At 68.9% G+C, this 22,357-nt stretch carries 28 protein-coding genes; 12 read left to right on the top strand and 16 right to left on the bottom strand.

Annotation, left to right across the window (positions count from 1 at the left end; all coding sequences use genetic code 11):
• Positions 1-95: 95 nt before the first annotated feature.
• Entirely contained in the window at positions 96-458 is a 363-nt protein-coding gene (locus ACNKFW_RS17505) for a cell division protein ZapA (RefSeq protein ID WP_024843277.1), read from the bottom strand.
• A 3-nt stretch (positions 459-461) separates the two neighbouring features.
• A complete protein-coding gene (locus tag ACNKFW_RS17510; protein ID WP_333484465.1) occupies positions 462-1,028 on the bottom strand; it encodes a hypothetical protein in 567 nt (188 codons plus the stop codon).
• Positions 1,029-1,215: 187 nt separating this feature from the next.
• Between ACNKFW_RS17510 and hisB the strand changes: the two genes are divergently transcribed.
• Positions 1,216-1,803: an imidazoleglycerol-phosphate dehydratase HisB gene (hisB, locus tag ACNKFW_RS17515; protein ID WP_024843279.1), complete on the top strand. Its 588-nt coding sequence runs from the start codon at positions 1,216-1,218 to the stop codon at positions 1,801-1,803.
• The gene (gene hisH / locus ACNKFW_RS17520) at positions 1,803-2,432 is read left to right on the top strand and encodes an imidazole glycerol phosphate synthase subunit HisH (RefSeq protein ID WP_147428790.1); all 630 of its coding nucleotides are present in this window, start codon (positions 1,803-1,805) and stop codon (positions 2,430-2,432) included. Before hisB ends, hisH begins: the two co-directional genes overlap by 1 nt.
• A gap of 72 nt (positions 2,433-2,504) precedes the next feature.
• On the opposite strand, the gene ACNKFW_RS17525 is transcribed toward hisH, so the two are convergent.
• Complete coding sequence (locus ACNKFW_RS17525) at positions 2,505-2,891, bottom strand: DUF2147 domain-containing protein (protein WP_024843281.1); 387 nt, start codon at positions 2,889-2,891, stop codon at positions 2,505-2,507.
• Between the two features lie 158 nt (positions 2,892-3,049).
• Between ACNKFW_RS17525 and hisA the strand changes: the two genes are divergently transcribed.
• The 4 genes from hisA to ACNKFW_RS17545 are packed head-to-tail and all read left to right on the top strand — an operon-like array spanning position 3,050 to position 5,382.
• Positions 3,050-3,766 carry a 1-(5-phosphoribosyl)-5-[(5-phosphoribosylamino)methylideneamino]imidazole-4-carboxamide isomerase gene (hisA, locus tag ACNKFW_RS17530; protein ID WP_024843282.1) on the top strand — a complete coding sequence of 239 codons (717 nt, stop codon included), beginning with the start codon at positions 3,050-3,052 and terminating at the stop codon, positions 3,764-3,766.
• Between the two features lie 26 nt (positions 3,767-3,792).
• The gene (gene hisF / locus ACNKFW_RS17535) at positions 3,793-4,554 is read left to right on the top strand and encodes an imidazole glycerol phosphate synthase subunit HisF (protein WP_147428789.1); all 762 of its coding nucleotides are present in this window, start codon (positions 3,793-3,795) and stop codon (positions 4,552-4,554) included.
• Positions 4,551-4,877, top strand: coding sequence for a phosphoribosyl-ATP diphosphatase (locus tag ACNKFW_RS17540; RefSeq protein WP_024843284.1), 327 nt, complete (start codon positions 4,551-4,553; stop codon positions 4,875-4,877). Before hisF ends, ACNKFW_RS17540 begins: the two co-directional genes overlap by 4 nt.
• A gap of 4 nt (positions 4,878-4,881) precedes the next feature.
• Positions 4,882-5,382 carry an MgtC/SapB family protein gene (locus tag ACNKFW_RS17545; protein WP_147428788.1) on the top strand — a complete coding sequence of 167 codons (501 nt, stop codon included), beginning with the start codon at positions 4,882-4,884 and terminating at the stop codon, positions 5,380-5,382.
• Here the strand turns inward: ACNKFW_RS17545 and rnd are convergent.
• From rnd to ACNKFW_RS17560, 3 genes are all read right to left on the bottom strand, one after another.
• Positions 5,379-6,551, bottom strand: coding sequence for a ribonuclease D (rnd, locus tag ACNKFW_RS17550; protein ID WP_024843286.1), 1,173 nt, complete (start codon positions 6,549-6,551; stop codon positions 5,379-5,381). The two genes, ACNKFW_RS17545 and rnd, sit on opposite strands and share 4 nt — an antisense overlap.
• A 124-nt stretch (positions 6,552-6,675) precedes the next feature.
• Positions 6,676-7,806: a tRNA guanosine(34) transglycosylase Tgt gene (gene tgt / locus ACNKFW_RS17555; RefSeq protein WP_147428787.1), complete on the bottom strand. Its 1,131-nt coding sequence runs from the start codon at positions 7,804-7,806 to the stop codon at positions 6,676-6,678.
• Between the two features lie 44 nt (positions 7,807-7,850).
• A complete protein-coding gene (locus tag ACNKFW_RS17560; RefSeq protein ID WP_333484467.1) occupies positions 7,851-8,606 on the bottom strand; it encodes a GNAT family N-acetyltransferase in 756 nt (251 codons plus the stop codon).
• Between the two features lie 100 nt (positions 8,607-8,706).
• Between ACNKFW_RS17560 and msrB the strand changes: the two genes are divergently transcribed.
• Complete coding sequence (gene msrB, locus ACNKFW_RS17565; protein WP_418025113.1) at positions 8,707-9,105, top strand: peptide-methionine (R)-S-oxide reductase MsrB; 399 nt, start codon at positions 8,707-8,709, stop codon at positions 9,103-9,105.
• A gap of 35 nt (positions 9,106-9,140) precedes the next feature.
• Here msrB and ACNKFW_RS17570 read toward each other — a convergent pair whose 3' ends face one another.
• A complete protein-coding gene (locus ACNKFW_RS17570; protein WP_024843290.1) occupies positions 9,141-9,572 on the bottom strand; it encodes an outer membrane protein assembly factor BamE in 432 nt (143 codons plus the stop codon).
• A 138-nt stretch (positions 9,573-9,710) separates the two neighbouring features.
• Here ACNKFW_RS17570 and ACNKFW_RS17575 point away from each other — a divergent pair, with 138 nt between their 5' ends.
• A complete protein-coding gene (locus tag ACNKFW_RS17575; protein ID WP_147428785.1) occupies positions 9,711-10,235 on the top strand; it encodes a YceD family protein in 525 nt (174 codons plus the stop codon).
• A 1-nt stretch (position 10,236) separates the two neighbouring features.
• Here the strand turns inward: ACNKFW_RS17575 and betA are convergent, their stop codons facing one another.
• The 3 genes from betA to betI all read right to left on the bottom strand — a co-directional run bounded on the left by betA (position 10,237) and on the right by betI (position 13,982).
• Positions 10,237-11,889 carry a choline dehydrogenase gene (betA, locus tag ACNKFW_RS17580; protein ID WP_036764619.1) on the bottom strand — a complete coding sequence of 551 codons (1,653 nt, stop codon included), beginning with the start codon at positions 11,887-11,889 and terminating at the stop codon, positions 10,237-10,239.
• Between the two features lie 81 nt (positions 11,890-11,970).
• A complete protein-coding gene (gene betB / locus ACNKFW_RS17585) occupies positions 11,971-13,416 on the bottom strand; it encodes a betaine-aldehyde dehydrogenase (RefSeq protein WP_147428784.1) in 1,446 nt (481 codons plus the stop codon).
• Positions 13,413-13,982 (bottom strand): transcriptional regulator BetI, encoded by a 570-nt coding sequence (betI, locus tag ACNKFW_RS17590; protein WP_024843294.1) that lies wholly within the window; start codon positions 13,980-13,982, stop codon positions 13,413-13,415. The genes betB and betI overlap by 4 nt, the downstream gene beginning before the upstream one ends.
• Before the next feature lie 131 nt (positions 13,983-14,113).
• Here betI and choX point away from each other — a divergent pair, with 131 nt between their 5' ends.
• The 3 genes from choX (at position 14,114) to choV (ending at position 17,151) form a co-directional block, all read left to right on the top strand.
• Complete coding sequence (gene choX, locus ACNKFW_RS17595; protein ID WP_147428783.1) at positions 14,114-15,067, top strand: choline ABC transporter substrate-binding protein; 954 nt, start codon at positions 14,114-14,116, stop codon at positions 15,065-15,067.
• Between the two features lie 175 nt (positions 15,068-15,242).
• A complete protein-coding gene (choW, locus tag ACNKFW_RS17600) occupies positions 15,243-16,094 on the top strand; it encodes a choline ABC transporter permease subunit (RefSeq protein WP_147428782.1) in 852 nt (283 codons plus the stop codon).
• Positions 16,087-17,151, top strand: a complete 1,065-nt coding sequence (choV, locus tag ACNKFW_RS17605) for a choline ABC transporter ATP-binding protein (RefSeq protein ID WP_024843297.1) — start codon at positions 16,087-16,089, stop codon at positions 17,149-17,151. The genes choW and choV overlap by 8 nt, the downstream gene beginning before the upstream one ends.
• Here the strand turns inward: choV and ACNKFW_RS17610 are convergent.
• Together ACNKFW_RS17610 and ACNKFW_RS17615 are read right to left on the bottom strand one after the other, a co-directional pair.
• The gene (locus ACNKFW_RS17610; RefSeq protein ID WP_244314464.1) at positions 17,148-18,065 is read right to left on the bottom strand and encodes a DMT family transporter; all 918 of its coding nucleotides are present in this window, start codon (positions 18,063-18,065) and stop codon (positions 17,148-17,150) included. The two genes, choV and ACNKFW_RS17610, sit on opposite strands and share 4 nt — an antisense overlap.
• Positions 18,066-18,103: 38 nt before the next feature.
• Positions 18,104-18,703, bottom strand: coding sequence for a LysE/ArgO family amino acid transporter (locus ACNKFW_RS17615; RefSeq protein WP_024843299.1), 600 nt, complete (start codon positions 18,701-18,703; stop codon positions 18,104-18,106).
• A gap of 82 nt (positions 18,704-18,785) precedes the next feature.
• On the opposite strand from ACNKFW_RS17615, the gene ACNKFW_RS17620 reads away from it, so the two are divergent.
• Entirely contained in the window at positions 18,786-19,652 is an 867-nt protein-coding gene (locus tag ACNKFW_RS17620; RefSeq protein ID WP_147428781.1) for a LysR family transcriptional regulator ArgP, read from the top strand.
• 39 nt (positions 19,653-19,691) lie between these two features.
• Here the strand turns inward: ACNKFW_RS17620 and ACNKFW_RS17625 are convergent, their stop codons facing one another.
• From ACNKFW_RS17625 to fumC, 4 genes are all read right to left on the bottom strand, one after another.
• Positions 19,692-20,432: a YebC/PmpR family DNA-binding transcriptional regulator gene (locus ACNKFW_RS17625; RefSeq protein ID WP_024843301.1), complete on the bottom strand. Its 741-nt coding sequence runs from the start codon at positions 20,430-20,432 to the stop codon at positions 19,692-19,694.
• Between the two features lie 65 nt (positions 20,433-20,497).
• Entirely contained in the window at positions 20,498-20,743 is a 246-nt protein-coding gene (locus ACNKFW_RS17630) for a ribbon-helix-helix domain-containing protein (protein ID WP_231486621.1), read from the bottom strand.
• On the bottom strand, positions 20,736-20,942 hold the full coding sequence (locus ACNKFW_RS17635) for a DUF4169 family protein (RefSeq protein WP_024843303.1): 207 nt from the start codon (positions 20,940-20,942) through the stop codon (positions 20,736-20,738). The genes ACNKFW_RS17630 and ACNKFW_RS17635 overlap by 8 nt, the downstream gene beginning before the upstream one ends.
• 2 nt (positions 20,943-20,944) lie before the next feature.
• Positions 20,945-22,342: a class II fumarate hydratase gene (gene fumC, locus ACNKFW_RS17640; RefSeq protein WP_024843304.1), complete on the bottom strand. Its 1,398-nt coding sequence runs from the start codon at positions 22,340-22,342 to the stop codon at positions 20,945-20,947.
• Between the last annotated feature and the right edge of the window lie 15 nt (positions 22,343-22,357).

Raw genomic sequence — 22,357 nt, forward strand, 5'->3', positions numbered from 1 at the left:
CGCACCGGCCAAAAGGGGGCACGGGCGCGCACCCCGGCCCCGAGCCCGCCGTTTCACCGTTTCTGAATATCCTCCGCACTCGGCGGGGCCGGCGCTCAATCCGCCAGCTGGTCTTCGGCCTTCTGCGCCAAGGCCTCGGCCCGCGCGGCAAGTTCGGCCATGGCCTCGCCCAGGCTTTCGGGCACTACCGGCACCTCGACGCGCTGCGGATTGGCCTTCAGCCGCGCCAGTTCGCGCTCCAGCGAGGCCAGGCGATCCTCCAGCGCCGAGGTCCGATCGGCCAGCATCAGCCCCGACAGCAGCAGAAGCCGCGGCTCGGGCATCCGGCCTGCCTGCTCCAGAATCACCCGCGCCTCGGCATCCAGCAGGCCGGCGGCGCGCTTGAGCAGCCGCTCCTCGCCCTCCTGGCAGGCCAGGGTATAGGACTTGTGCCCGATCGAGAAATCCACTTCCGCCATGGTTCAGCCCCTTTCTCCGTCCAGCCCCGCATCGGCATGCTCGGCCATTCCGGCCGGGCCCGGCGCCGGCGTATCCCCCGAAACGCCCGCGTCGGAGGCGGGGGCTTCGATCATGCGGTCCAGCGCATCGACGATCTCGCCCATCTGCGCGACCTCGGCAGCGCGGGCGGCGCGCAGCGATTCGATCTCGGCCTCCAGCGCGCGGCGGGCCTCGTCCGGTGCCCCGTCCCCCTGCCGCGCCGCGATCAGCGCGCGGTTTGCCTCGGTCAGCGCCTCGTTGGCGGCCGAGAGCCGCGCGGCCTCCTCGCCCGCCTCGACCAGGCGCCGATGCGCCTCGGCCAGCCTCTGCTCGCAGGTGGAAAGCGTGTCGGACTGGCGCGCGTGCAGGGCGGCAAGCTCTTGCGAAAGGCGGCGGTTTTCGGCCTGGAGCTCGTGCAGCTGCAAGGCGGCATCCGCATCCGCCGGAACGGGCTGCGGGGCTTGCCGGGCCGCGGCGCGGTCCAGGAACTGGTCGATCCGGTCCAGCGCCGCGATCAGCCGCTTTTCGCTGAGGTTCAGGTCATCTCTCATCGGCCAGGATCCTTTCGGGTCGCTTGTCCTCGGGGCTCGCCTTCCACTTTTCGCATTGCCCCGGCCATATGACAAGAACGGGCGGGAGGCGGCGGGGTTTCCCGCCGGGGCCTGCGGCGCCGCATCGGCTTTTCAGCCGCCGGAACGGACCCTATAAGGCGGCAAGCCTGCATGAGGAGAGGACGCGATGCGCCGCGCAAAGATCACCCGCGAGACGGCCGAGACGCAGATCGAGGTCGAACTGGACCTTGACGGCAGCGGCCGCTACGACAACCGGACCGGCGTCGGGTTCTTCGACCACATGCTGGACCAGCTGGCCCGGCATTCGCTGATCGACCTGGCCGTGCGCGCCCAGGGCGACCTGCATGTCGACGACCACCACACGGTCGAGGATACCGGCATCGCCATCGGCCAGGCGCTGACCCAGGCTCTTGGCGACAAGCGGGGCATCCGGCGCTACGGCGCCTTCCACCTGGCCATGGACGATGCGCTGGTGCGCGCGGCGCTGGACCTGTCTGCGCGGCCCTATCTGGTGTGGAACGTGGATTTCCCGGCGCAGAAGATCGGCAGCTTCGACACCGAGCTGGTGCGCGAGTTCTTCCAGGCGCTTTCGACCCATGGCGGCATCACCCTGCATGTGGACCGGCTGCACGGGCTCAACGCCCATCACATCGCCGAGGCCAGCTTCAAGGCCGTGGCCCGCGCCCTGCGCGAGGCGGTCGAGCCCGACCCGCGCATGGCCGGCGTGCTGCCCTCGACCAAGGGGGCGCTGTGATGCGGGTGGCGCTGGTCGATTACGACAGCGGCAACCTGCATTCGGCCGAGAAGGCCTTTGCGCTGATGGGACGCGAGGCGGGGGCCGAGGTGATGGTGACCTCCGACCCCGAGACGGTGGCCCGCGCCGAGCGCATCGTGCTGCCGGGCGACGGCGCCTTTCCGGCCTGCCGGGCGGCGCTGGACGCCGTGCCCGGCATGGTCGAGGCGCTGCACGAGGCGGTGATCGCCCGCGCCGTGCCCTTCATGGGCATCTGTGTCGGCATGCAGATGCTGGCCGAGGTCGGGCATGAGTATCGCGACACGGCCGGCCTGGGCTGGATCGGCGGCGAGATCGACGCCATCGACGCCCCCGGACTGAAGGTGCCGCATATGGGCTGGAACGACCTCAGGGTGCTGCGCCCGCACCCGCTGCTGGACGGCATCGCCACCGGCGATCACGCCTATTTCGTGCATGGCTGGCAGTTCCGCGTCGCCGATCCCGCGCATCTGCTGGCCACCGCCGATTACGGCGGGCCGGTGACGGCGGTGGTCGGGCGGGACAATATCGTCGGCACCCAGTTCCATCCCGAAAAATCGCAAGCCGTGGGGCTGCGCATCATCGGCAATTTCCTGCGCTGGCGCCCCTGAGCCGCCTTGGCGCCGGGGGCTGTCTGCCCCCGGACCCCCGAGGATATTTGGACAAGAAAGAAGCCGGGACCGCTATTTGACCTTGATCCAGCGTTGCGTCTTGCAGAACACCGCCACGCAGCCCGAGACGTTCAGCGTCTTGCCGTCGAGCTGCATCTTCGACTTGTAGGTCTTGTCGGCGCCGGGATCCCAGATCGTGCCGCCCGAGAACTTGCCGCCGCCCTCGTCGGTCATGCCGGCGACGATGTTCTTGCCCTCATGGGGCGACTTGATCTGCTTGCCCGCCTTGTCGAAGCTTCTGACCAGCCGGCCGCAATACTTGCCGCCGCAGTCGTAGAACTCGACCATGCCGACATTGCCGTCGTCATTGGCCTGGGTCTGGAAGATGCCGCCGATGCCCTGGGCCTGCGCGGTGGTGCCCGCAAGCGCGAGCAGCGTGGCAAGAGCCAATGTCCTCATGGTGATTCCCCCCTCCCCAGGGTTATGGTCCGGGCCGCAGGATGGGCGCGCCCCGGGCCGTCGATCAAGCCTGACGTGAGGTCGCAGCGGCCGGCGCGGGGCCTTTCGGATCGGCGCGGCCTGTGGCAAAGGGGCGCCACGCTATCAGGAGAGATGCGATGATCCTTTATCCCGCGATCGACCTCAAGGACGGCAATTGCGTGCGCCTGCTGCGCGGCGACATGGAGGCGGCGACCGTCTTCGGCACCGACCCCGCCGCGCAGGCCCGCGCATTCCAGGATGCCGGGGCGGAATGGCTGCATCTGGTCGACCTGAACGGCGCATTTGCCGGCAAGCCGGTGAATGCCGCCGCGGTCGAGGCGATCCTGGCCGCCGTCGCGGTGCCGGCCCAGCTGGGCGGCGGCATCCGCGACATGGCGACCATCGAGGCCTGGCTGAAGCGCGGCCTGGCGCGGGTGATCCTGGGCACCGTGGCGGTCGAGCAGCCCGGCCTGGTGCGCGAGGCGGCAATGGCCTTTCCCGGCCAGATCGCGGTCGGCATCGACGCGCGCGGCGGCCGGGTGGCAACGCGCGGCTGGGCCGAGGAGACCGACGTGATGGCCGTCGACCTGGCGCATCGCTTCGAGGACGCCGGCGTCGCCGCGATCATCTATACCGATATCGACCGCGACGGCGCCATGGCCGGCCCCAACATCGCCGCGACCGAGGCCTTGGCGCGGGCGGTCAACATTCCGGTCATCGCCTCGGGCGGGGTGTCCTCGATGCAGGATCTGATGGCGCTGCGCGCCACCGGGGTCATCGCCGGGGCGATCTCGGGCCGGGCGCTTTACGACGGCGCCATCGACCTTCACGCGGCGCTGAAGGCGCTGGCCTGAGCGCGGCGGGCGAGGTAACAAGGCATATGCTGAAGACCCGTGTGATCCCCTGCCTGGATGTCGCCGATGGCCGCGTGGTCAAGGGCGTGAATTTCGTCGATCTGATCGATGCCGGCGACCCGGTCGAGGCGGCGCGCGCCTATGACGCCGCCGGCGCGGACGAGATCTGTTTCCTCGACATCCATGCCACGCATGAGAATCGCGGCACCATGTACGACCTGGTGACGCGCACCGCCGAGGCCTGCTTCGTGCCGCTGACCGTCGGCGGCGGCGTGCGCAGCCACCAGGACGTGCGGGCGCTGCTGCTGGCGGGTGCCGACAAGGTCAGCTTCAACTCGGCCGCCGTCGCCGACCCCGACGTGATCGCCGAGGCTGCCGACCGTTTCGGCAGTCAGTGCATCGTCTGCGCCATCGACGCCAAGACCGTGGCCCCGGGAAAGTGGGAGATCTTCACCCATGGCGGCCGCAAGCCGACCGGCATCGACGCGGTGGAATTCGCCCGCACCGTCGCCGCCAAGGGCGCGGGCGAGATCCTGCTGACCAGCATGGACCGCGACGGCACCAAGTCGGGCTTCAACATCCCGCTGACCCGCGCCGTCGCCGATGCGGTGAGCGTGCCGGTCATCGCCTCGGGCGGGGTCGGGATGCTGGAGCACCTGGCCGAGGGCGTGCTGGAAGGCCATGCCTCGGCGGTGCTGGCGGCCTCGATCTTTCATTTCGGCACCTTCACCGTGCGCGAGGCCAAGGAACACCTGGCCGCCGCCGGCATCCCGGTGCGGCTGACATGAGCGGCCCCGCGCAGACCGGCCTGCACCGCCTGGCCGAGACCATCGCGGCGCGCAGGGGCACCGATCCCGAGACCAGCTGGACCGCCAGGCTGCTGGCCAAGGGCCCCGAAAAATGCGCCGAGAAATTCGGCGAGGAGGCCGTCGAAGCGATCATCGAGGCGGTCAAGGGCGACCGCGAGCGGCTGATCTCCGAGGCTGCCGATACGCTTTATCACCTGCTGGTCATGCTGGCAGCGCGCGACGTGACGCTTGCGGACGTGGAAAATGAACTCGACCGGCGCGAGGGGCGTTCGGGGATCGAGGAAAAAGCGTCTCGAAAGTGACAATATGCTGGACATGCTGGCGGGCGAGTTCTCGCGCCCCATGAGCCTGCCCGCCGGCGTGGTCGCCCTGCGGCTGACCATGGCGGTTCTGCTGGGCGGGGTGATCGGCTGGGAGCGCGAGGTGAAATCCCGCGCCGCCGGGCTGCGCACCCATATGCTGATCGCCTTGGCTGCGGCCTGCTTCACGCTGGTCGCGCTGGAGCTGGTCGATTTCAGCCCGGCAAGCGAGGGCCAGCAGCGCACCGACCCCTTGCGGCTGATCGAGGCGGTGACGGCGGGCGTGGCCTTCCTGGCCGCGGGCTCGATCGTCATCAACAAGGGCAATGTGCGCGGCATCACCACCGGCGCCTCGATGTGGCTTTGCGGCGCCGTCGGGCTGTGCTGCGGCACCGGCGACTTGCGCCTGGCGCTGATGGCCACCGCCATGGCGCTGGTGGTGCTGTATCTGGTCCGGATCGTGGTCAGCCCCGCCGCCCGCAAAGCGGCGGAGGCGGACGAGAATTAAGGGGCCACCGGCACCACCTTGACCGCACCGCCCTGGGCGGAAAGCGCGATCTCGCCCGCCGCCAGCCGCAGCGCGTCGCGGCCGAAGACCTCGGCCCGCCAGCCATGCAGCGCCGGCAGGTCGCGTGCGCCCGAGGCAATGGCGTCCAGGTCCGAGGCCGAGGCGATCAGCCGCGGCGCCACCCCGGCCGCATCGGCCTTGGCCTTCAGCAGCACCCGCAGCAGATCCGCCAACGCGGCATTGCCCGGACGGCCCGGCTCCTCGGGGGCGGGCTTGGGCAGGTCGCGCGCCTCGACCCCGGCCTTGACCGCGGCCAGGATGCCGCTTGCGATCTCGCCCCGGCGGGCGTCGCGCAGAAGCAGCCGCGACTTGGCCAGATCGGCCTCGGAGAGCGGCTTGGTCGAGGCCAGCTCGATCAGCGCATCGTCCTTGAACACGCGGGCGCGGGGGATGTCGCGTTCCTGGGCAAAGCTTTCGCGGAAGCGCGCGAGTTCGCGCACCACGGCCAGGAAGCGCGGCGAGCCGGAGCGGGTGCGCACCCGCTCCCAGGCCTCCTCGGGGCGGGTGATATAGGTTTCGGGGTCCAGCAGCACCGCGACCTCCTCGGCCAGCCAGGGCGCGCGCCCGGTCTTGTCGAGCTGGGCCGAGAGGAACTCGTAGATCGCGCGCAGATGCGTCACGTCGGCCAGCGCATAGGCGGCCTGGGCATCCGAAAGCGGCCGGTGCGACCAGTCGGTGAAACGCGAGGACTTGTCCAAGGGCTGGCGGGCGATCTTCTTGACCAGCGTCTCGTAGCCGACCTGCTCGCCGAAGCCGCAGACCATGGCGGCGATCTGGGTGTCGAACAGCGGGTCAGGCATCACGCCCGCGTCGTGGAAGAAGATCTCCAGATCCTGCCGCGCGGCGTGGAAGACCTTGACCGTCGCCTTGTGGCGGAAAAGGTCGTAGAGCGGTTCGAGCGACAGCCCCTCGACCAGCGGGTCGATCAGCACGGCAGAGCCGCCCGGCGCCTTCGCGGCCGAGGCCGGCGGCAACGCCGCCTGGATCAGGCATAGCCGGGAATAATAGGTCCGCTCGCGCAGGAACTCGGTGTCGAGCGTGACATAGGGCTGGGCCTTGGCCAGGGCGCAGAACTCGGCCAGTTCGGCCGTGGTGGTCAGGGTGCGGATCTCGGGCTTTTGATCGTTCGTGGCTTTTGCGGGCATAGGGTTCCTTCGGGGGGCGGTCCTTCCGCCGGCGATTCCCTTGGGGATTATCGAAGGTTCGCCGAAATTCAAGGCACGACCCGGCGTTTCAGAGCGGTTCGATGTCGCCCTGTGCCCGCATTGCCTCGAATCGGGCAACGAAACCGGCCAGGGTGCCGCTCGCGATGGCGTCACGCAGCCCGGCCATCAGTTCCTGGAAGTAATGCAGGTTGTGCCAGGTCAGCAGCATGCCCGAGATCATTTCGCCGGCGCGGAAGACGTGGTGCAGATAGGCGCGGCTGTAGCCGGCGCAGGCCGGGCAGGTGCAATGCTCGTCCAGCGGACGCGGATCGTCGGCATGGCGCGCGTTCTTGATGTTGACCTGCCCGCGCCGGGTCCAGGCCTGCCCCGTGCGACCCGAGCGCGAGGGCAGCACGCAATCCATCATGTCCACGCCGCGCAGGACCGCGCCGACGATGTCGTCGGGCTTGCCCACGCCCATCAGGTAGCGCGGCCTGTCCTGCGGCAGAAAGCCGGGCGCATAGTCCAGCACGCCGAACATCGCCTCCTGCCCCTCGCCCACGGCCAGCCCGCCGATGGCATAGCCGTCGAAGCCGATCGCCTTCAGCGCCTCGGCCGATTCCTCGCGCAGCTCGCGGGTGACGCCGCCCTGCATGATGCCGAACAGCGCGTGGCCGGGCCGGTCGCCGAAGGCGTCGCGGCTGCGCTGCGCCCAGCGCATCGACATGCGCATGGATTTCGCCACCACCTCCTCGGAGGCGGGCAGCGCCGGGCATTCGTCGAAGGCCATGACGATGTCCGAGCCCAGCAGGCGCTGGATCTCCATGCTGGTCTCGGGCGAGAGGTGGTGCTTGGAGCCGTCGACATGGCTGGAGAAGGTCACGCCTTCCTCGGTCAGCTTGCGCAGGCTGGACAGCGACATGACCTGGAAACCGCCCGAATCGGTCAGGATCGGCCGCGGCCAGTTCATGAACCTGTGCAGCCCGCCCAGCCGGGCGATGCGCTCGGCACCCGGCCGCAGCATCAGGTGATAGGTATTGCCCAAGAGGATGTCGGCACCGGTGGCGCGCACCGATTCGGGCAGCATGGCCTTGACCGTGGCGGCGGTGCCCACCGGCATGAAGGCGGGGGTGCGGATCTCGCCCCGCGGCGTCTGGATCACGCCGCTGCGGGCGCGGCCGTCGGTGGCCTGGACGGTGAAATGGAATCTGTCGCTCATGCCTGCGCAGATAGGGGGTTTCGCCGGCGGATGCAAAGCCGCCCTTACGCCCCGGCCGCGCGCAACAGTTTCGCCCGTTCCGGGGGAATGGCCCCGATCTCCAGCCCGGTGAAGACATGCAAGGTATCCATCTGCCGGTCCACCACCGCATGATCGCTGACCCAGCCCCCCATGGCGAGGTAGGAGCGCAAAAGCGGCGGCATCGCCGCCATCGCCCGGCGCGGATCCGCCTGGCGCAGCCGCAGCGCGCGGGCAAAGCGAAAGACCTGCGGTGCCTTGACCCGCGGCAGCCAGCGTTTCGGCGCCAGGTGCCGCTCGCGCAGCATGGCGAAGGCATCCTCGTAGCCGTGGATGTCGGTGCCGGCAAAGCTGGAGCAGCCGAACAGCATCTCGATGCGCGCGTCGTCGACATGCCGGGCCAGCGCGCCCCAGGCCAGGCGTAGGATGTCGGGGTCGCGCCATTGCGGGTGGATGCAGAAGCGGCCGATCTCGACCATCGGGCCGCGGAAATCGCGCAGCCGCGACAGGTTATAGTAGCGCGCCGAATAGCTGTCGCCGATCTCGGCCCCGCCGGACAGGGTGAGCATGCGGAAGCAGGCGACCAGCCCGCCGCCGGCCTTGTCGCGAATCAGCACATGGCTGCAACGGTCGTCGTAATCGTCGGCATCCAGCAGCGATGCGCCCCCGCCATCGCCGCGCCGGCCCAGAAAGCAAAGCCAGCGCAGGCGCTGCGCCTCGCGGATCTCGGCTGCGCCTTCGGCAAAGCCGACCTGGTAGCGGCCCTTGTTGAGTAACATCATGGCGTTCCCGCCCGGCCCGTGAACCGGCCCCGCTCCGACTTGTTAACAACCGTTCTGCGCCTATCTTGTAACAGCAGCATGGCAGGATTGAAGGGCCAAGATGTCGGAACGGATCATCAAGAGCGACGCGGAGTGGCAGGCAGAGCTGGACCCCGAAACCTATCGCGTGACCCGGCAGGCAGGGACCGAGCGGCCGTTCTCGCATCCGGGCTTTCCGCAGGGACCGGGGCATTACGAATGCGCCTGCTGCGGCGCGCGGCTGTTCGAGGGCGACGCCAAGTTCGAAAGCCATTGCGGCTGGCCCAGCTTTTCCCGCCCCAGCCCGGCGGGCCAGATCGACGAGCATCGCGACACCAGCCACGGCATGATCCGCACCGAGGTGCGCTGCCACCGCTGCGACGCGCATCTGGGCCATGTCTTTCCCGACGGTCCGCCGCCGACGGGGCTGCGCTATTGCATCAACGGCGTGGCGCTGCGCTTCGTACCGGAACCCGGCTGAAACGGAAAAGGGCGCCGGTGGGCGCCCGGTTCCTGTCAATCGCCCAGGAAATCCCCAGCCTGCACGCGGCCGACATTGCCCAGAAGCTGGCGGATCAGGCCCAGGCTGGTCACACCGGTATCGGTCACGCGGCGCGACAGCACCACCACCTGTCCCCGCTCCAGCCCGAAGCGCTCGATATTGCTGACCACGCCGCTGTCGGAAAAGCTGATGGCGACCACCTGGCGGTCGACCTCGCGCGGCTCGCGCGGGCCATAGAACTGCCAGCGCGACCCCACGTAATACCAGGCCGAGCCGGTCAGAAGCCCCTGCGCCGAGGGCCGGCCGATCAGCCCCTCGAGATCGGATTGCGAGGTCTGGCCGACGACCACTTGGGCCAATTGCTCCTGGGGCGGGATATAGCCGTGGTTGCGATAGGTGGCCTGGCAGGCGGAAAGGCCCAGAGATGCGGTCAGTGCAAAAGCCATAAGCTGCCGCCGGGAAATCTTCATCTTCTCTCTGCCCTCTTACGCGCCTGTTGACGCCGCGCGACCGGCTTAGCAAACTCATGCCCCACGCTCAAGAATATCCAGACCAAGGGCGGTTTTGCCCGCGAAAGGCCACCGATGACCGATTCCAAAGCCCCGCAGACCCGGTTCCGGGTGGCCCATCTGAACCCGCGCCAGCCGACCGATTTCGCGCTGGCCCCCGCCGCGCCCGCCCGCCGGGCGCTGGCGGCGGAACTGGGGCTGATCGCCCTGCCCCGGCTGGGTTTTTCCGGCCGCATCCGCGCCGTGGCCAGCGACGCCTGGGAGGTGACGGGGACGCTTTCGGCCCGCGTCGTGCAGCCCTGCGTGGTGACGCTGGCCCCGGTCGAGACCGAATTGCGCGAAACCCTGCACCGCGTCTTCTCGCCCCATGCCGGCACCCCCGAAGGCGACGAGGTCGAGATGCCCGACGAGGATCTGGAGCCCCTGGGCCAGTTCATCGACATCGAGGCGATCATGACCGAGGCGCTGGCCCTGGCGCTGCCGCTTTACCCGCGCGCCGAGGGGGCGGCGCTCGACGCCCCCGAAACCGCGCCCGAGGAGGGGATCCGCAAGCCCTTCGCCGGGCTTGCCGACCTGCTGAAAACCCCGAGGAAGCCCTGAACTAGGCGGAACGCTGGGCGATCTGCCAATCCGGCGCCATTTCCGGGCCCAGGTTCAGCGGCGCCAGCATGCCCTGGCCCAGGATATGATCGGCGGCCTTCTCGCCGGTCATGATCGAGGGCGCGTTCAGGTTGCCATTGGTGATGCGCGGAAAGACCGAGCTGTCGGCGACGCGCAGCCCCTCGACCCCGATCACCCGCAGTTCCGGGTCCACCACCGCCAAGGGGTCGTCCACCGCGCCCATCCGCGCCGTGCCGCAGGGGTGAAAGGCCGATTCGGCATGGTCGCGGACGAAGGCGTCGATCTGATCGTCGCTTACGACGCCCTCGCCGGGCTGGATCTCGTGGCCCTTGTAGGCGGCAAAGGCCGGCTGGGCGAAGATCTCGCGCGTCAGCCGCACGCAGGCGCGGAACTCGGCCCAGTCATCCGGGTGCGACATGTAGTTGAAGCGGATCTCGGGCGCCTGCTTGGGATCGGCGGATTGCAGCCGCACCGTGCCGCGCGATTTCGAGCGCATCGGCCCGACATGGACCTGGAAGCCATGCCCCTCGGCCGCCGCCCGGCCGTCATAGCGCACGGCCAAGGGCAGGAAGTGATACTGGATGTCGGGATATTCCACGCCCGCGGCCGAGCGGATGAAGCCGCAACTCTCGAACTGGTTCGAGGCGCCCAGGCCCGTCCCGGTCGCCAGCCATTGCGCCCCGATCGAGCCCTTTCCCCACAGGTTCCAGTGCTTGTAAAGCGTGACCGGCTGGGTCGCGGTATATTGCATGTAGATCTCCAGGTGGTCCTGGAGATTGGCGCCCACGCCAGGCCGGTCCGCCCGGACCTCGATGCCATGTTCGCGCAGATGGTCCGCCGGGCCGATCCCCGAGAGCATCAGCAGCTTCGGCGTGTTGATCGAGCTTGCCGAAAGAATCACCTCATGTTTCGCTCGGAACACGTTGACGCCACGGGTATTTCGAACCTCGACGCCGACCGCGCGGCCATCCTCGAAGACCACGCGCCGCGCCAGTCCGCGGCGCAGCCGCAGCCGGCCGGTCGCCTGGGCCGGGCGCAGATAGGCATTGGCGGCCGACCAGCGCCGGCCTTCCCAGATCGTCGCCTCCATGGCGCCGAAACCCTCCTGCCGGGCGCCGTTGTAATCCTCGGTGGTCGGATAGCCGGCCTCGCGCCCGGCCCGGATAAAGGCGTTGAACAGCGGGTTCTTGCGCGAGCCGCGGGTCACATGCAGCGGCCCCTCGGTGCCGCGATAGTCGCTGACCGCGCCATGCGAGGTCTCCATGCGCTTGAAATAGGGCAGCACGTCGGCATAGGCCCAGCCGTCGGCGCCGCTTTCCGCCCAGAAGTCGAAATCCCGGGCATGGCCGCGCACGAAGACCATGCCGTTGATCGAGGACGAGCCGCCGACCACCTTGCCACGCGGCGTCACCAGCCGCCGACCGCCCAGATGCGGCTCGGGCTCGGACGAAAACCCCCAGTCATAGCGGCGCATGTTCATCGGATAGGACAGCGCCGCCGGCATCTGGATGAAGGGCCCGACATCGCTGCCGCCATATTCGACGATGTCCACCCGCTTGCCGGCCATCACCAGCCGGTAAGCCAGCGCGCAACCGGCCGAGCCGGCGCCCACGATCACATAATCCGGGATCACGCCTGCCCCCCCTGCGCCGCCGCCGCGGCTCTTTCCGTTTTCCCAATACCCATGCCCACCGCGCCGCGGGCGCCACGCCGATCAATAGGGTGCATCGACCCCTCCCATGCCGACATAGACCGATTTCAGCTGCGAATAATGCTCTATGGCCGCGGCCGAGTTCTCGCGCCCGATCCCCGACAGCTTGACGCCGCCGAAGGGCGCCTCGACCGGGGTCAGGTTATAGGCATTGATCCAGGTGGTGCCGGCCTGCAGGGCGGCCGCGACCCGGTGGCCGCGCGCCAGGTCGCGGGTGAACACCCCCGCCGCCAGCCCGTAGGGCGAGGCATTGGCGCGCTCGACCGCCTCCTTTTCGGTCGCGAAGCCCAGCACCGACATGACCGGGCCGAAGATCTCCTCGCGCACGATCCACATGTCATCCGAGGCATCGGCAAAGACCGTGGGCGGGACAAAGGCGCCCTCGCCCGGCCCGCCGCAGACCAGCCGCGCGCCCTCGGCGCAGCCGCGGGCGATGGCCTCGCGGATCTTCGCCGCCTGGCCCGGGCTGACGATGGGACCGTGCTGGGTCGCCTCGTCCAGCGGATCGCCGATCCTGATCCGGGCCACCCGCTCGGCCAGCCGGTCGAGGAAGGCGGGCAGGATGCCCTGCTGCACGAAGACACGGGTGCCGTTCGAGCAGATCTGCCCCGAGGAATAGAAATTCGCCAGCATCGCCGCGCCGACCGCATCGTCCAGCGAGGCATCGTCGAAGACGATCAGCGGCGATTTGCCGCCCAGTTCCATGGTGACATGCCGCATGCCCTCGGCCGCCGCGGCATAGACCCTTTGCCCGGTCGCGACCGAGCCGGTCAGCGAGACCTTGGCGACCCGCGGATCCGTGACCAGCGCCGCGCCGACCTCGGCCCGCCCCTGCACCACGTTGAAGATGCCCGGCGGCAGCCCGGCCTCGGCCAGGATCTCGGCCAGCTTCAGCGCGCCCAGCGGGGTTTCCTCGCTGGGCTTGAAGACCATGGCATTGCCCATGGCCAAGGCCGGCGCCGCCTTCCAGCAGGCGATCTGGCTGGGATAGTTCCAGGCACCGATGCCGGCGCAGACCCCCAGTGCCTCGCGGATGGTATAGACGAAATCGCCGCCCAGCGGGATCGCCTGCCCGGTGACGGTCGGCGCCAGCCCGCCGAAATATTCCAATGCATCAGCGCCCGAGGGCCAGTCGGCCACCCGCGTCTCCTGGATCGGCTTGCCGGTATCCAGAGTTTCGAGCCGCGCCAGTTCCTCGGCCCGCTCGCGGATGATCTGCGCCGCCCGGACCAGCACCCGGCCGCGCTCGACCGGTCGAGCTGCCGCCCAGGCGGGTTGCGCGGCGGCGGCGGCGGCGGTGGCGCGCGTCACCTGGTCGCGGGCCGCCGCGCGCAGATGCGCGATGACCTCGCCGGTATAGGGGTAATGCACCGGCAAGGACTCGCCCTCGCCCTCGACGAAGGCGCCGTCGATGTAAAGGCTCGCCTGCGGTTGCGCGTCATGGCTCATGGCAGCACCTTCTCCAGATAATCCAGCGTGGTTCGTTCGGCGGCGGCGGCATCGGCCTCGTTGGACAGCGCCGCGCGCAGGTAAAGCCCGTCGATCAGCGCCCCCAGCGTGCGGGCGATGCGCTCGGCCCCCGCCCCGGCCAGCGGCCGCAGGGCCGTCAGCAGGTTCGAGGCGAGCCGGCGGTGATAGACCCGCAGCAGCCGCGCCGCCTCGGGCTCGACCAGCGCCAGCGCATAGAAGTTCAGCCAGGCGGCGATGGTATCATGTTCGAAATTCGCACCGTCGAAACTGGCGGCGATGATGGCGCTGAGCCGCTCCTGCGGCGTTTCCGCGCCCCGCAGCGCGGCGCGGGTCGAGGCACCGTATTGTGCCAGGATATGCCGCATCGCCGCCAGGAAGATCCGCTCCTTCGAGCCGAAATAGTGATGCGCGAGCGCCGAGGACATGCCCGCCTCGCGCGCAATCTGCGCCACGGTCACGTCCAGCGAGCCCGCCCGGCCCACTGTGGCAATCGCGGCGTTGATCAGCGCCGCTTTTCGGATAGGTTCAGCGCCAAGCTTGGGCATGACAGGACACCATGGTGCAATTCCGTTGGAAAATTTCGTGCAAGAGACCCGTATCTGGCAGATCATTGATTGACTCGTCAATCAATGAAAGCCTTAATCAACGCACCCGTCAACGAACCAGGGAGATAAAGATGACATTTCGCCGCACCGCTGCAGCTCTTGCCGCCGGGCTGGTCGCCTCGCTCGCCACGGCCAGCATCGCTGCGGCACAAGAGCCGATGGAGTGCCGCAAGGTCGTCTTTTCGGATGTGGGCTGGTCCGACATCAGCGCCACCACCGCGCTGGCCTCGACCGTGCTGGGGGCGCTGGGATACCAGACCGAAACCAAGATCCTGTCGGTGCCGGTGACCTATACCGCGCTTTCCACCGACGACGTGGACGTGTTCCTGGGCAACTGGATGCCGACGATGGAGGCCGACATCGCCCCCTATCGCGAGGCGGGCACCGTGGACATCCTGCGCACCAACCTGACCGGGGCGAAATACACGCTGGCGACGAACAAGGCCGGCGCCGAGCTGGGCATCGACGATTTCGGCAAGATCGCCGGGCACAAGGATGCACTGGAGGGCAAGATCTACGGCATCGAGCCGGGCAATGACGGCAACCGCCTGCTCCTGGAGATGGTGGCCGAGAACAAGTTCGACCTCGGCACCTTCGAGGTCGTGGAAAGCAGCGAACAGGGCATGCTTGCGCAGGTCGCGCGCGCCGACGCCGCCGGCAAGCCGGTGGTCTTCCTGGGCTGGGAGCCGCATCCGATGAACAGCCAGTTCCAAATGACCTACCTGGCCGGCGGCGACGAGGTCTTTGGCCCCGATTTCGGCGGCGCGCGCGTCGATACCAATACCCGCGCCGGCTATGCCGAGGCCTGCCCGAATGTCGGCAAGTTCCTGCAAAACCTGGAATTCAGCCTGCCCATGGAGAACGAGGTCATGGGCCTGATCCTGAACGACGGCATGCAGCCGGCCGATGCGGCGCTGAAATGGCTCCGCACCAACCCGGAAGCGGCCCAGCCCTGGATCGCGGGCGTCACCGCCGCCGATGGCGGCGATGCGCAGGCTGCGCTGGACAAGGTGCTGTCCGAATAGGGGCCGAACAAGCGCCGGGCGGGCGGGGACGCCCCTGCCCGCACCGCCTAGCTCATGGGACGGTTTTCTCTACCCTGGCCGGGACGGCATGTCCGGGCCGTGCCGCGCTCCGACCCTTCGGCGCAAGGCCGCCCCACAGACCCGACGATCCCGCACGGCAGAAAGAAAGGGACGCATGGACCAACTGACCGCATTCCTGACGGGGACCAAGATCCCGGTGGGCCGGACCGCCAAGGCGATCTTCGACTGGCTCAACGCCCATGCCGCCGTGGTCTTCAACGCCATCTCGCGGCTGATGGAGGGGCTGATCGGCGGCATTCTGAAGCTGCTGGAATTCCCGCATCCGCTGGTCTTCACCCTGCTGGCCGTGGCCCTGACCTGGGCCTTGCAGCGCAGCTGGAAGACCTGCCTGCTGGTCGCGCTGGGTTTCCTGTTCATCCTCAACCAGGGCTATTGGAAAGAGACCATGCAGTCCCTGACCCTGGTGCTTGCCGCCTGCGTCGTCTGCATGGCGATCGGCGTGCCCATGGGCATCGCCGCCGCGCACCGGCCGCGGCTTTACGCCTGGATGCGGCCGGTGCTGGACCTGATGCAGACGCTGCCGACCTTCGTCTACCTGATCCCGGCCATCGTCTTTTTCGGCATCGGCATGGTGCCCGGCCTGATCGCCACGGTGATCTTCGTGCTGCCGGCGCCGATCCGGCTGACGCATCTGGGCATCTCCTCGACGCCCCGGGCGCTGGTCGAGGCCGCCACCGCCTTCGGCGCCACCCCGCGCCAACTGCTGTGGAAGGTCGAACTGCCAAGCGCCACGCCGCAGATCATGGCCGGGCTGAACCAGACCATCATGCTGTCGCTGTCCATGGTCGTCATCGCGGCGCTGGTCGGCGCCTCGGGGCTGGGCGTGCCGGTGGTGCGGGCGCTGAACAGCGTGAACACGGCGCTGGGATTCGAAAGCGGCTTCATCATCGTGGTGGTCGCCATCATGCTGGACCGGATGCTGCGGGTCAGGGGGCGCCATGACTGAGGCCAGGCAAGCCGCGCATAACGCGGTCGAGTTCGACAAGGTGAACATCGTCTTCGGCGACGCGCCCCAGGCCGCGCTGCCGCTGATGGACCAGGGCCTGGAGCGCGGCCCGATCAAGGCCGAGACCGGCCAGGTTCTGGGCGTCCACGACTGCTCGCTGACCGTGCGCGAGGGCGAGATCCTGGTGCTGATGGGCCTTTCCGGCTCGGGCAAGTCCACGCTCTTGCGGGCGGTGAACGGGCTCAACCCGGTCTGCCGGGGCGAGGTGCGGATCTGGGACGGCAAGGCCATGGCCTCGGTGACCAAGGCCTCGGGCACCGAGCTGCGCCGGCTGCGCCGCGAATGCATCGCCATGGTTTTCCAGCAATTCGGCCTGCTGCCCTGGCGCTCGGTGCGCGAGAACGTCGGGCTGGGACTGGAACTGGCCGGCATTCCCGCGGCCGAACGGCGCCGCCGCGTCGACGCGCAGCTGGCCACCGTCGGCCTGGCCGATTGGGCCGAGCGCAAGGTGGGCGACCTGTCGGGCGGCATGCAGCAGCGCGTGGGCCTGGCGCGCGCCTTCGCCACCGAGGCGCCGATCCTCTTGATGGACGAGCCCTTCTCGGCGCTGGACCCGCTGATCCGCAACCGGCTGCAGGACGAACTGCTGGAATTGCAGCAGCGGTTCCGCCGCACCATCATCTTCGTCAGCCACGACCTCGACGAGGCGTTCCGCATCGGCAACCGCATCGCGCTGATGGAGGGCGGCCGCATCGTCCAGGTCGGCACCGCGCGCGAGATCATCGCCCATCCGGCGAATGCCTATGTCGAGGATTTCGTCGCCCACATGAACCCGCTGGCGGTGCTGCGGGCCGAGGACATGGCCGAACCGGGCGAGGCCGCGGGCCTCCCCATCGACCGCCAGACCCCGGTGCGCGAGGTCATCCGGGCCATGACCGAAACCGGCGCCGAGATGCTGCCCCTGCAGGGCGGCGGCCGGGTGACGCGCCAGGGCATCATGTCGCGCCTGGTGGTGCGGCGCGGCCAGGCCGGCGGCGCGCTGGAACAGCCGGCCTAGCTTTCCCGCGTCGCCTCGGCCGGCGGGGTGATGGTGGGGCGCCGCAGCCGCGCCTCGCGCCAGGTGATATAGCTGATCGCGCCGATCATGATGGCGCCGCCAATCAGCACCCACAGGTCGACCGGCTCGGCAAAGACCAGCGCGCCCAGCAGGCTGGCCCAGATCAGCTGCAGCAGGGTGACGGGCTGCGTCACCGTCAGGGGCGCGGCGGCAAAGGCACGCGTCATCGCGTAATGCCCCGCGGTGGCGAAAAAGGCGGTGCAGGCCAGCACCGCGCATTGCGCCAGCGTCGGCGGCACCCAGACCAGCGCCGCGACCGGCGCCAGGCCGATGCAGACCGTCAGCGACATCATCGCCACCACGACCGAGGCCGGCACCAGCTCCGACAGCCGCTTGGCCACCAGGTAGGAGCCGCCAAAGATCACCGCGGCGCCCAGCTGCGCCAGGTGGCCCGGCTCCAGCGCGCGGATGCCGGGCCGCAGCACGATCATCGCCCCCGCCAGCGCCACGGCGATGGCCAGCCCGCGCCGCCACGAGATCCGCTCACCCATCAGCAGTGCCGCGCCCAGCGTAACCACGACCGGGTTGAGAAAGCCGATGGCGGTGACCTCGGCCACGGTGATGCGGGCCATGGCATAGAACCACAGGATCACCGCCAGCACATGCAGCCCGCCGCGCAGCGCGAAAAGCGCCCAGATGCGCGGGGCGAAGCCCTGCCGCAGCGCCGGCGCCAGCGCCGGGACCAGGAACAGCAAGCCAAAGGCGAAGCGGATGAAGGCGCCCTCCGCCGCCGGCAGCGCCTGCCCCAGCCAGCGCACCGTGCCGTTGACCGCGACGAAGCACAGCCCCGCCGTCAGCATCCACAGGATGCCCGGCAGGTCGCCGCGCGCAAGGGAATGGGTTGTCCTGCTCATCCCACAGCCATGCCCTGCCGGCACGGGCAGCGCAAGGCTCAGCCGCCCAGCAGCAGGCCCAGGGCGATCGACCACATCACCAGGCCCACCAGCCCGTCCAGCACCCGCCAGGCCGCCGGCCGCGCGAATAGCGGCGACAGCCAGCGCGCCCCGTAACCCAGCGCGAAAAAGAACAGCACCGAGCCCGAGACCGCGCCGGCGACGAAGCCCGGCTTGTTCTCCCAAGCCGCCGAGACCGAACCGATCAGCACCACCGTATCCAGCCAGACATGCGGGTTGAGCCAGGTCAGCCCCGCCAGCACCAGAAGCGTCGCGCCCAGCCCCGCCGCATGGCCCGGCCCGGCCCGCAGCGCCTCGCCGCCGCGCCAGGCGGCGCGAAAGGCGCGCGCGCCATAGGCCAGCAGGAAGGCCGCCCCGCCCCAGCGCATCGCCGCCAGGAACCACGGCGCCTGCGCGGCGATGGCGCCGGCGCCCAGCACCCCCGCGGTGATCAGCACCGCATCCGAGATGGCGCAAAAGGCACAGGTCGCCAGCACATGCCGGCGCATCAACCCCTGCCTCAGCACGAAGGCGTTCTGCGCCCCGATGGCGACGATCAACGACAGGGCGGTGCCAAGACCGGCGAAATAGGCCTGCATGCGGTTCTCCTTTGCCCGCGTCTTGCCCCGGCGCGTTCCTTCAGGCAAATTCAAAATCATTACGTGACTTAAGGTTGCCTTAATGCTCGATTATGCCGCCCTGGCCGTGCTGGCCGAGATCATCCGCCGCGGCAGTTTCGAGGCGGCTGCGGCGGCGCTCGGCGTCACCCCCTCGGCGGTGTCGCAGCGCATCAAGGGGCTCGAGGAGCGGCTGGGTCAGGTGCTGGTCCATCGCGGCCCGCCGGCCCGCGGCACGGAAACCGGGCTGCGGCTGACGCAGCATCTCGACCAGGTGCGGCTGCTGGAAACCACGCTCGCCGCCGGCCTGCGCCCGCCCGGACCGGCGGTGCTGCGGCTCGCGGTCAATGCCGACAGCCTGGCGACCTGGTTCCTGCCGGTGATGGCGGCGCTGCCGGCGCTCTACGACCTGGTGCTGGACGACCAGGACCATGCCCGCGACTGGCTGCGCCAGGGCCAGGTCTCTGCCGCGATCAGCTCCGACCCCGACCCGGTGCCGGGCTGCGACGCGCTGCCCCTGGGCGCCATGCGCTACCTGGCGCTGGCCGCGCCCGGTTTCCGCGCCCGGCATTTCCCCGACGGCGTGACCGAGGCCAGCCTGCGCGCCGCCCCGGCGATCATCTTCAACGCCAAGGACGCGCTGCAATCCCGCTGGGCCGAACAGGCCACCGGCAAACGGCTGCACCTGCCGGGCCACCGGATCCCGGCCTCGGAACCCTTCGCCCGCGCAGTCGAACTCGGCCTCGGCTGGGGCATGATCCCCGAGGCCATGGCCGCCCCGGCCCTGGCGCAGGGCCGGCTGCGACCGCTGCTCCCCGACATGCCGCTGGACGTGGCGCTCTACTGGCACGTCCAGCGCGCCATGGCGCCCGCCCTCGCCCCCCTGACCGCCGCGATCAGAAAAAGGGCCGCAGCCGAACTGCGACCCTGATTTCTCTGTTCCTTAAATACCCCCGCCGGAGGCAGGCAATCAAAGCTGCGCCGCCACATCCTCGGGAATGTCGAAATTCCCGGTGACGTTCTGCACGTCGTCGTCCTCTTCCAGCGCGTCGATCAGCTTCATCAGCTTCTGCGCCGTCTCCAGGTCGATCTCGGTCGGCGCCTGCGGCTTCCAGATCAGCTTGGCATGTTCGGATTCGCCCAGGGACGCCTCCAGCGCGTTCGAGACCTCGGCCAGGTCGGTGTCCGCGGTATAGATCCAGTGCCCGTCCTCGTCGCTCTCGACATCCTCGGCCCCGGCCTCGATGGCGGCCATCATCACCGTGTCGGCATCGCCGGCGCTGGCGGGATACATGATCTCGCCCTTGCGGTCGAACATGAAACTGACCGAGCCGGTCTGGCCCAGGTCGCCGCCGTATTTGGTGAAATAGCTGCGCACGTTGGACGCGGTGCGGTTGCGGTTGTCGGTCATCGCCTCGACGATGATGGCAATGCCGTTCGGGCCATAGCCCTCGTAGCGGATCTCGTCATAGCTCTCGGCATCGCCGCCCTGCGATTTCTTGATGGCGCGGTCGATCACGTCCTTCGGCATCGAGTTCGACTTGGCTTCCTTCACCGCAAGGCGCAGGCGCGGGTTCTTGTCGGGGTCAGGGTCGCCCATCTTGGCGGCGACGGTGATTTCTTTGGCCAGTTTCGAAAACAGCTTCGAGCGCAGCTTGTCCTGCTTGCCCTTGCGATGCTGGATATTGGCCCATTTGGAATGGCCTGCCATGGTATTTCCCGAAAATTTGGATATGTGCTGCGGCTTTTAGTCAGCCAGGGCCCAGGCCGCAAGCATTACGCCCGATTCTTGACGATCTCGGCCAGCACATAGAGCCGCAGGGCGGTGGCCAGCCCCACCTCGGGCGGGCGGGCGGCGTCGATCTGGGCGATCAGCGCGGCGGTGGTGCGTCCCCCGGCACGGGCCAGGTCGCGCAGCTCGCGCCAGAAGGCGTCTTCGAGGCTGACCGAGGTGCGATGCCCGCCGATGGTGATCGAGCGCTTCACCGGCGCGGACATCGGCGGCAGCGGCAGATCAGTCATCGCCCGGCTCCGGTCCCTTGCGATGCTGGTCCAGGTGCCGGGCAGCGCGGGCGGCGGCGTCCTGCTCGGCAAGCTTCTGGGCCTTGCTGCGGCCGAATTTCGCCGCATTCTCGTCGCCCTGCCGGCGGGCGGCATCGCGGGCGGCGGATTTGCGCACCGCCCGCAGGTTCACGACCTTGCCTGAACCAGACCCGGCCAAGATCAGTCTTCCGGGCCGATCATCTGCTCGGGGCGGACGATGCGGTCGAAGGTCTCGCCATCGACGAAGCCCAGCGCGATCGCCTCCTCGCGCAGCGTGGTGCCGTTCTTATGCGCGGTCTTGGCCACCTTGGTCGCGTTGTCATAGCCGATGGTCGGCGCCAGCGCCGTCACCAGCATCAGCGATTCCTTCATCAGCTTCTCGATGCGGGGGATGTTCGCCTGGGTGCCCACGACCATGTTGTCGGTGAACGAGCCCGCCGCGTCGCCCAGAAGCTGCATGGATTGCAGCACGTTGTAGCTCATCATCGGGTTGTAGACGTTCAGTTCGAAATGGCCCTGCGAGCCGGCAAAGCCGATGGCGGCGTCGTTGCCCATGACATGGGCGCAAACCATGGTCAGCGCCTCGGCCTGGGTCGGGTTCACCTTACCCGGCATGATCGACGAGCCCGGCTCGTTCTCCGGCAGGATCAGCTCGCCCAGACCCGAGCGCGGGCCCGAACCCAGCAGGCGCATGTCATTGGCGATCTTGAACAGCGCGGCGGCCACGGTCTTCAGCGCGCCCGAGAAGAACACCATCGCGTCATGCGCGGCCAGCGCCTCGAACTTGTTCGGCGCGGTGACAAAGGGCAGGCCGGTGATCTCGGCGATCTGGGCGGCAATCGCCGTGTCCCAGCCCTTCTTGGTATTCAGCCCGGTGCCGACCGCGGTACCGCCCTGCGCCAGCTCGTAGATGTCGCCGAGCGCCAGCTTGACCCGCTCGATGCCCTTGGCGACCTGATGCGCATAGCCGCCGAATTCCTGGCCCAGCGTCAGCGGCGTCGCGTCCTGGGTATGGGTGCGGCCGATCTTGATGATGTCCTTGAACTCCTCGGACTTCGCGACCAGGGCCTTGTGCAGCTTTTCCAGCCCCGGCAGCAGCACGTCGCGCGCCTGCATGGCGATGGCGACATGCATCGCGGTCGGGAATGTGTCGTTCGAGCTTTGACCCATATTCACATGGTCGTTCGGATGGACCGGCTTCTTCGAGCCCATCTCGCCGCCCAGGATCTCGATGGCGCGGTTCGAGATCACCTCGTTGGCGTTCATGTTCGACTGCGTGCCCGAGCCGGTCTGCCAGACCACCAGCGGGAAATTGTCGTCGAACCGGCCGGCGACGACTTCCGAGGCCGCCTGCACCATCGCCTTGCCGATCGCCGGGTCCAGCTTGCCGCTGGCCATGTTCACCTCGGCCGCGGCCTGCTTGATCACGCCCAGGGCGCGGATGATCGCCACCGGCTGGCGCTCCCAGCCGATGGGGAAGTTCTGGATCGAGCGCTGGGTCTGGGCGCCCCAATACTTGTCGGCGGGCACCTCCAGCGGGCCGAAGCTGTCGGTCTCGGTGCGGGTGGTCTTGGTCATGGCATGCTCCCTCAC

The organism is Paracoccus sp. TD-10 (genome assembly GCF_048270675.1).
GTDB classification, from domain to species: Bacteria; Pseudomonadota; Alphaproteobacteria; order Rhodobacterales; family Rhodobacteraceae; genus Paracoccus; species Paracoccus pantotrophus.

What these genes read in the sequence shown, in the direction of transcription:
- hisB (WP_024843279.1), top strand. Translation starts at nt 1,216, where the DNA reads ATGCGCCGCGCAAAGATCACCCGCGAGACGGCCGAGACGCAGATCGAG.
- choW (WP_147428782.1), top strand. Translation starts at nt 15,243, where the DNA reads ATGGACCAACTGACCGCATTCCTGACGGGGACCAAGATCCCGGTGGGC.
- ACNKFW_RS17610 (WP_244314464.1), bottom strand. Translation starts at nt 18,065, where the DNA reads ATGAGCAGGACAACCCATTCCCTTGCGCGCGGCGACCTGCCGGGCATC.
- msrB (WP_418025113.1), top strand. Translation starts at nt 8,707, where the DNA reads ATGTCGGAACGGATCATCAAGAGCGACGCGGAGTGGCAGGCAGAGCTG.
- ACNKFW_RS17575 (WP_147428785.1), top strand. Translation starts at nt 9,711, where the DNA reads ATGACCGATTCCAAAGCCCCGCAGACCCGGTTCCGGGTGGCCCATCTG.
- ACNKFW_RS17630 (WP_231486621.1), bottom strand. Translation starts at nt 20,743, where the DNA reads ATGACTGATCTGCCGCTGCCGCCGATGTCCGCGCCGGTGAAGCGCTCG.
- choV (WP_024843297.1), top strand. Translation starts at nt 16,087, where the DNA reads ATGACTGAGGCCAGGCAAGCCGCGCATAACGCGGTCGAGTTCGACAAG.
- ACNKFW_RS17510 (WP_333484465.1), bottom strand. Translation starts at nt 1,028, where the DNA reads ATGAGAGATGACCTGAACCTCAGCGAAAAGCGGCTGATCGCGGCGCTG.
- hisA (WP_024843282.1), top strand. Translation starts at nt 3,050, where the DNA reads ATGATCCTTTATCCCGCGATCGACCTCAAGGACGGCAATTGCGTGCGC.
- hisF (WP_147428789.1), top strand. Translation starts at nt 3,793, where the DNA reads ATGCTGAAGACCCGTGTGATCCCCTGCCTGGATGTCGCCGATGGCCGC.
- hisH (WP_147428790.1), top strand. Translation starts at nt 1,803, where the DNA reads ATGCGGGTGGCGCTGGTCGATTACGACAGCGGCAACCTGCATTCGGCC.
- ACNKFW_RS17620 (WP_147428781.1), top strand. Translation starts at nt 18,786, where the DNA reads ATGCTCGATTATGCCGCCCTGGCCGTGCTGGCCGAGATCATCCGCCGC.
- ACNKFW_RS17570 (WP_024843290.1), bottom strand. Translation starts at nt 9,572, where the DNA reads ATGGCTTTTGCACTGACCGCATCTCTGGGCCTTTCCGCCTGCCAGGCC.
- ACNKFW_RS17505 (WP_024843277.1), bottom strand. Translation starts at nt 458, where the DNA reads ATGGCGGAAGTGGATTTCTCGATCGGGCACAAGTCCTATACCCTGGCC.
- betI (WP_024843294.1), bottom strand. Translation starts at nt 13,982, where the DNA reads ATGCCCAAGCTTGGCGCTGAACCTATCCGAAAAGCGGCGCTGATCAAC.
- ACNKFW_RS17625 (WP_024843301.1), bottom strand. Translation starts at nt 20,432, where the DNA reads ATGGCAGGCCATTCCAAATGGGCCAATATCCAGCATCGCAAGGGCAAG.
- tgt (WP_147428787.1), bottom strand. Translation starts at nt 7,806, where the DNA reads ATGAGCGACAGATTCCATTTCACCGTCCAGGCCACCGACGGCCGCGCC.
- ACNKFW_RS17525 (WP_024843281.1), bottom strand. Translation starts at nt 2,891, where the DNA reads ATGAGGACATTGGCTCTTGCCACGCTGCTCGCGCTTGCGGGCACCACC.
- ACNKFW_RS17560 (WP_333484467.1), bottom strand. Translation starts at nt 8,606, where the DNA reads ATGATGTTACTCAACAAGGGCCGCTACCAGGTCGGCTTTGCCGAAGGC.
- betB (WP_147428784.1), bottom strand. Translation starts at nt 13,416, where the DNA reads ATGAGCCATGACGCGCAACCGCAGGCGAGCCTTTACATCGACGGCGCC.
- ACNKFW_RS17545 (WP_147428788.1), top strand. Translation starts at nt 4,882, where the DNA reads ATGCTGGACATGCTGGCGGGCGAGTTCTCGCGCCCCATGAGCCTGCCC.
- ACNKFW_RS17615 (WP_024843299.1), bottom strand. Translation starts at nt 18,703, where the DNA reads ATGCAGGCCTATTTCGCCGGTCTTGGCACCGCCCTGTCGTTGATCGTC.
- fumC (WP_024843304.1), bottom strand. Translation starts at nt 22,342, where the DNA reads ATGACCAAGACCACCCGCACCGAGACCGACAGCTTCGGCCCGCTGGAG.
- ACNKFW_RS17540 (WP_024843284.1), top strand. Translation starts at nt 4,551, where the DNA reads ATGAGCGGCCCCGCGCAGACCGGCCTGCACCGCCTGGCCGAGACCATC.
- choX (WP_147428783.1), top strand. Translation starts at nt 14,114, where the DNA reads ATGACATTTCGCCGCACCGCTGCAGCTCTTGCCGCCGGGCTGGTCGCC.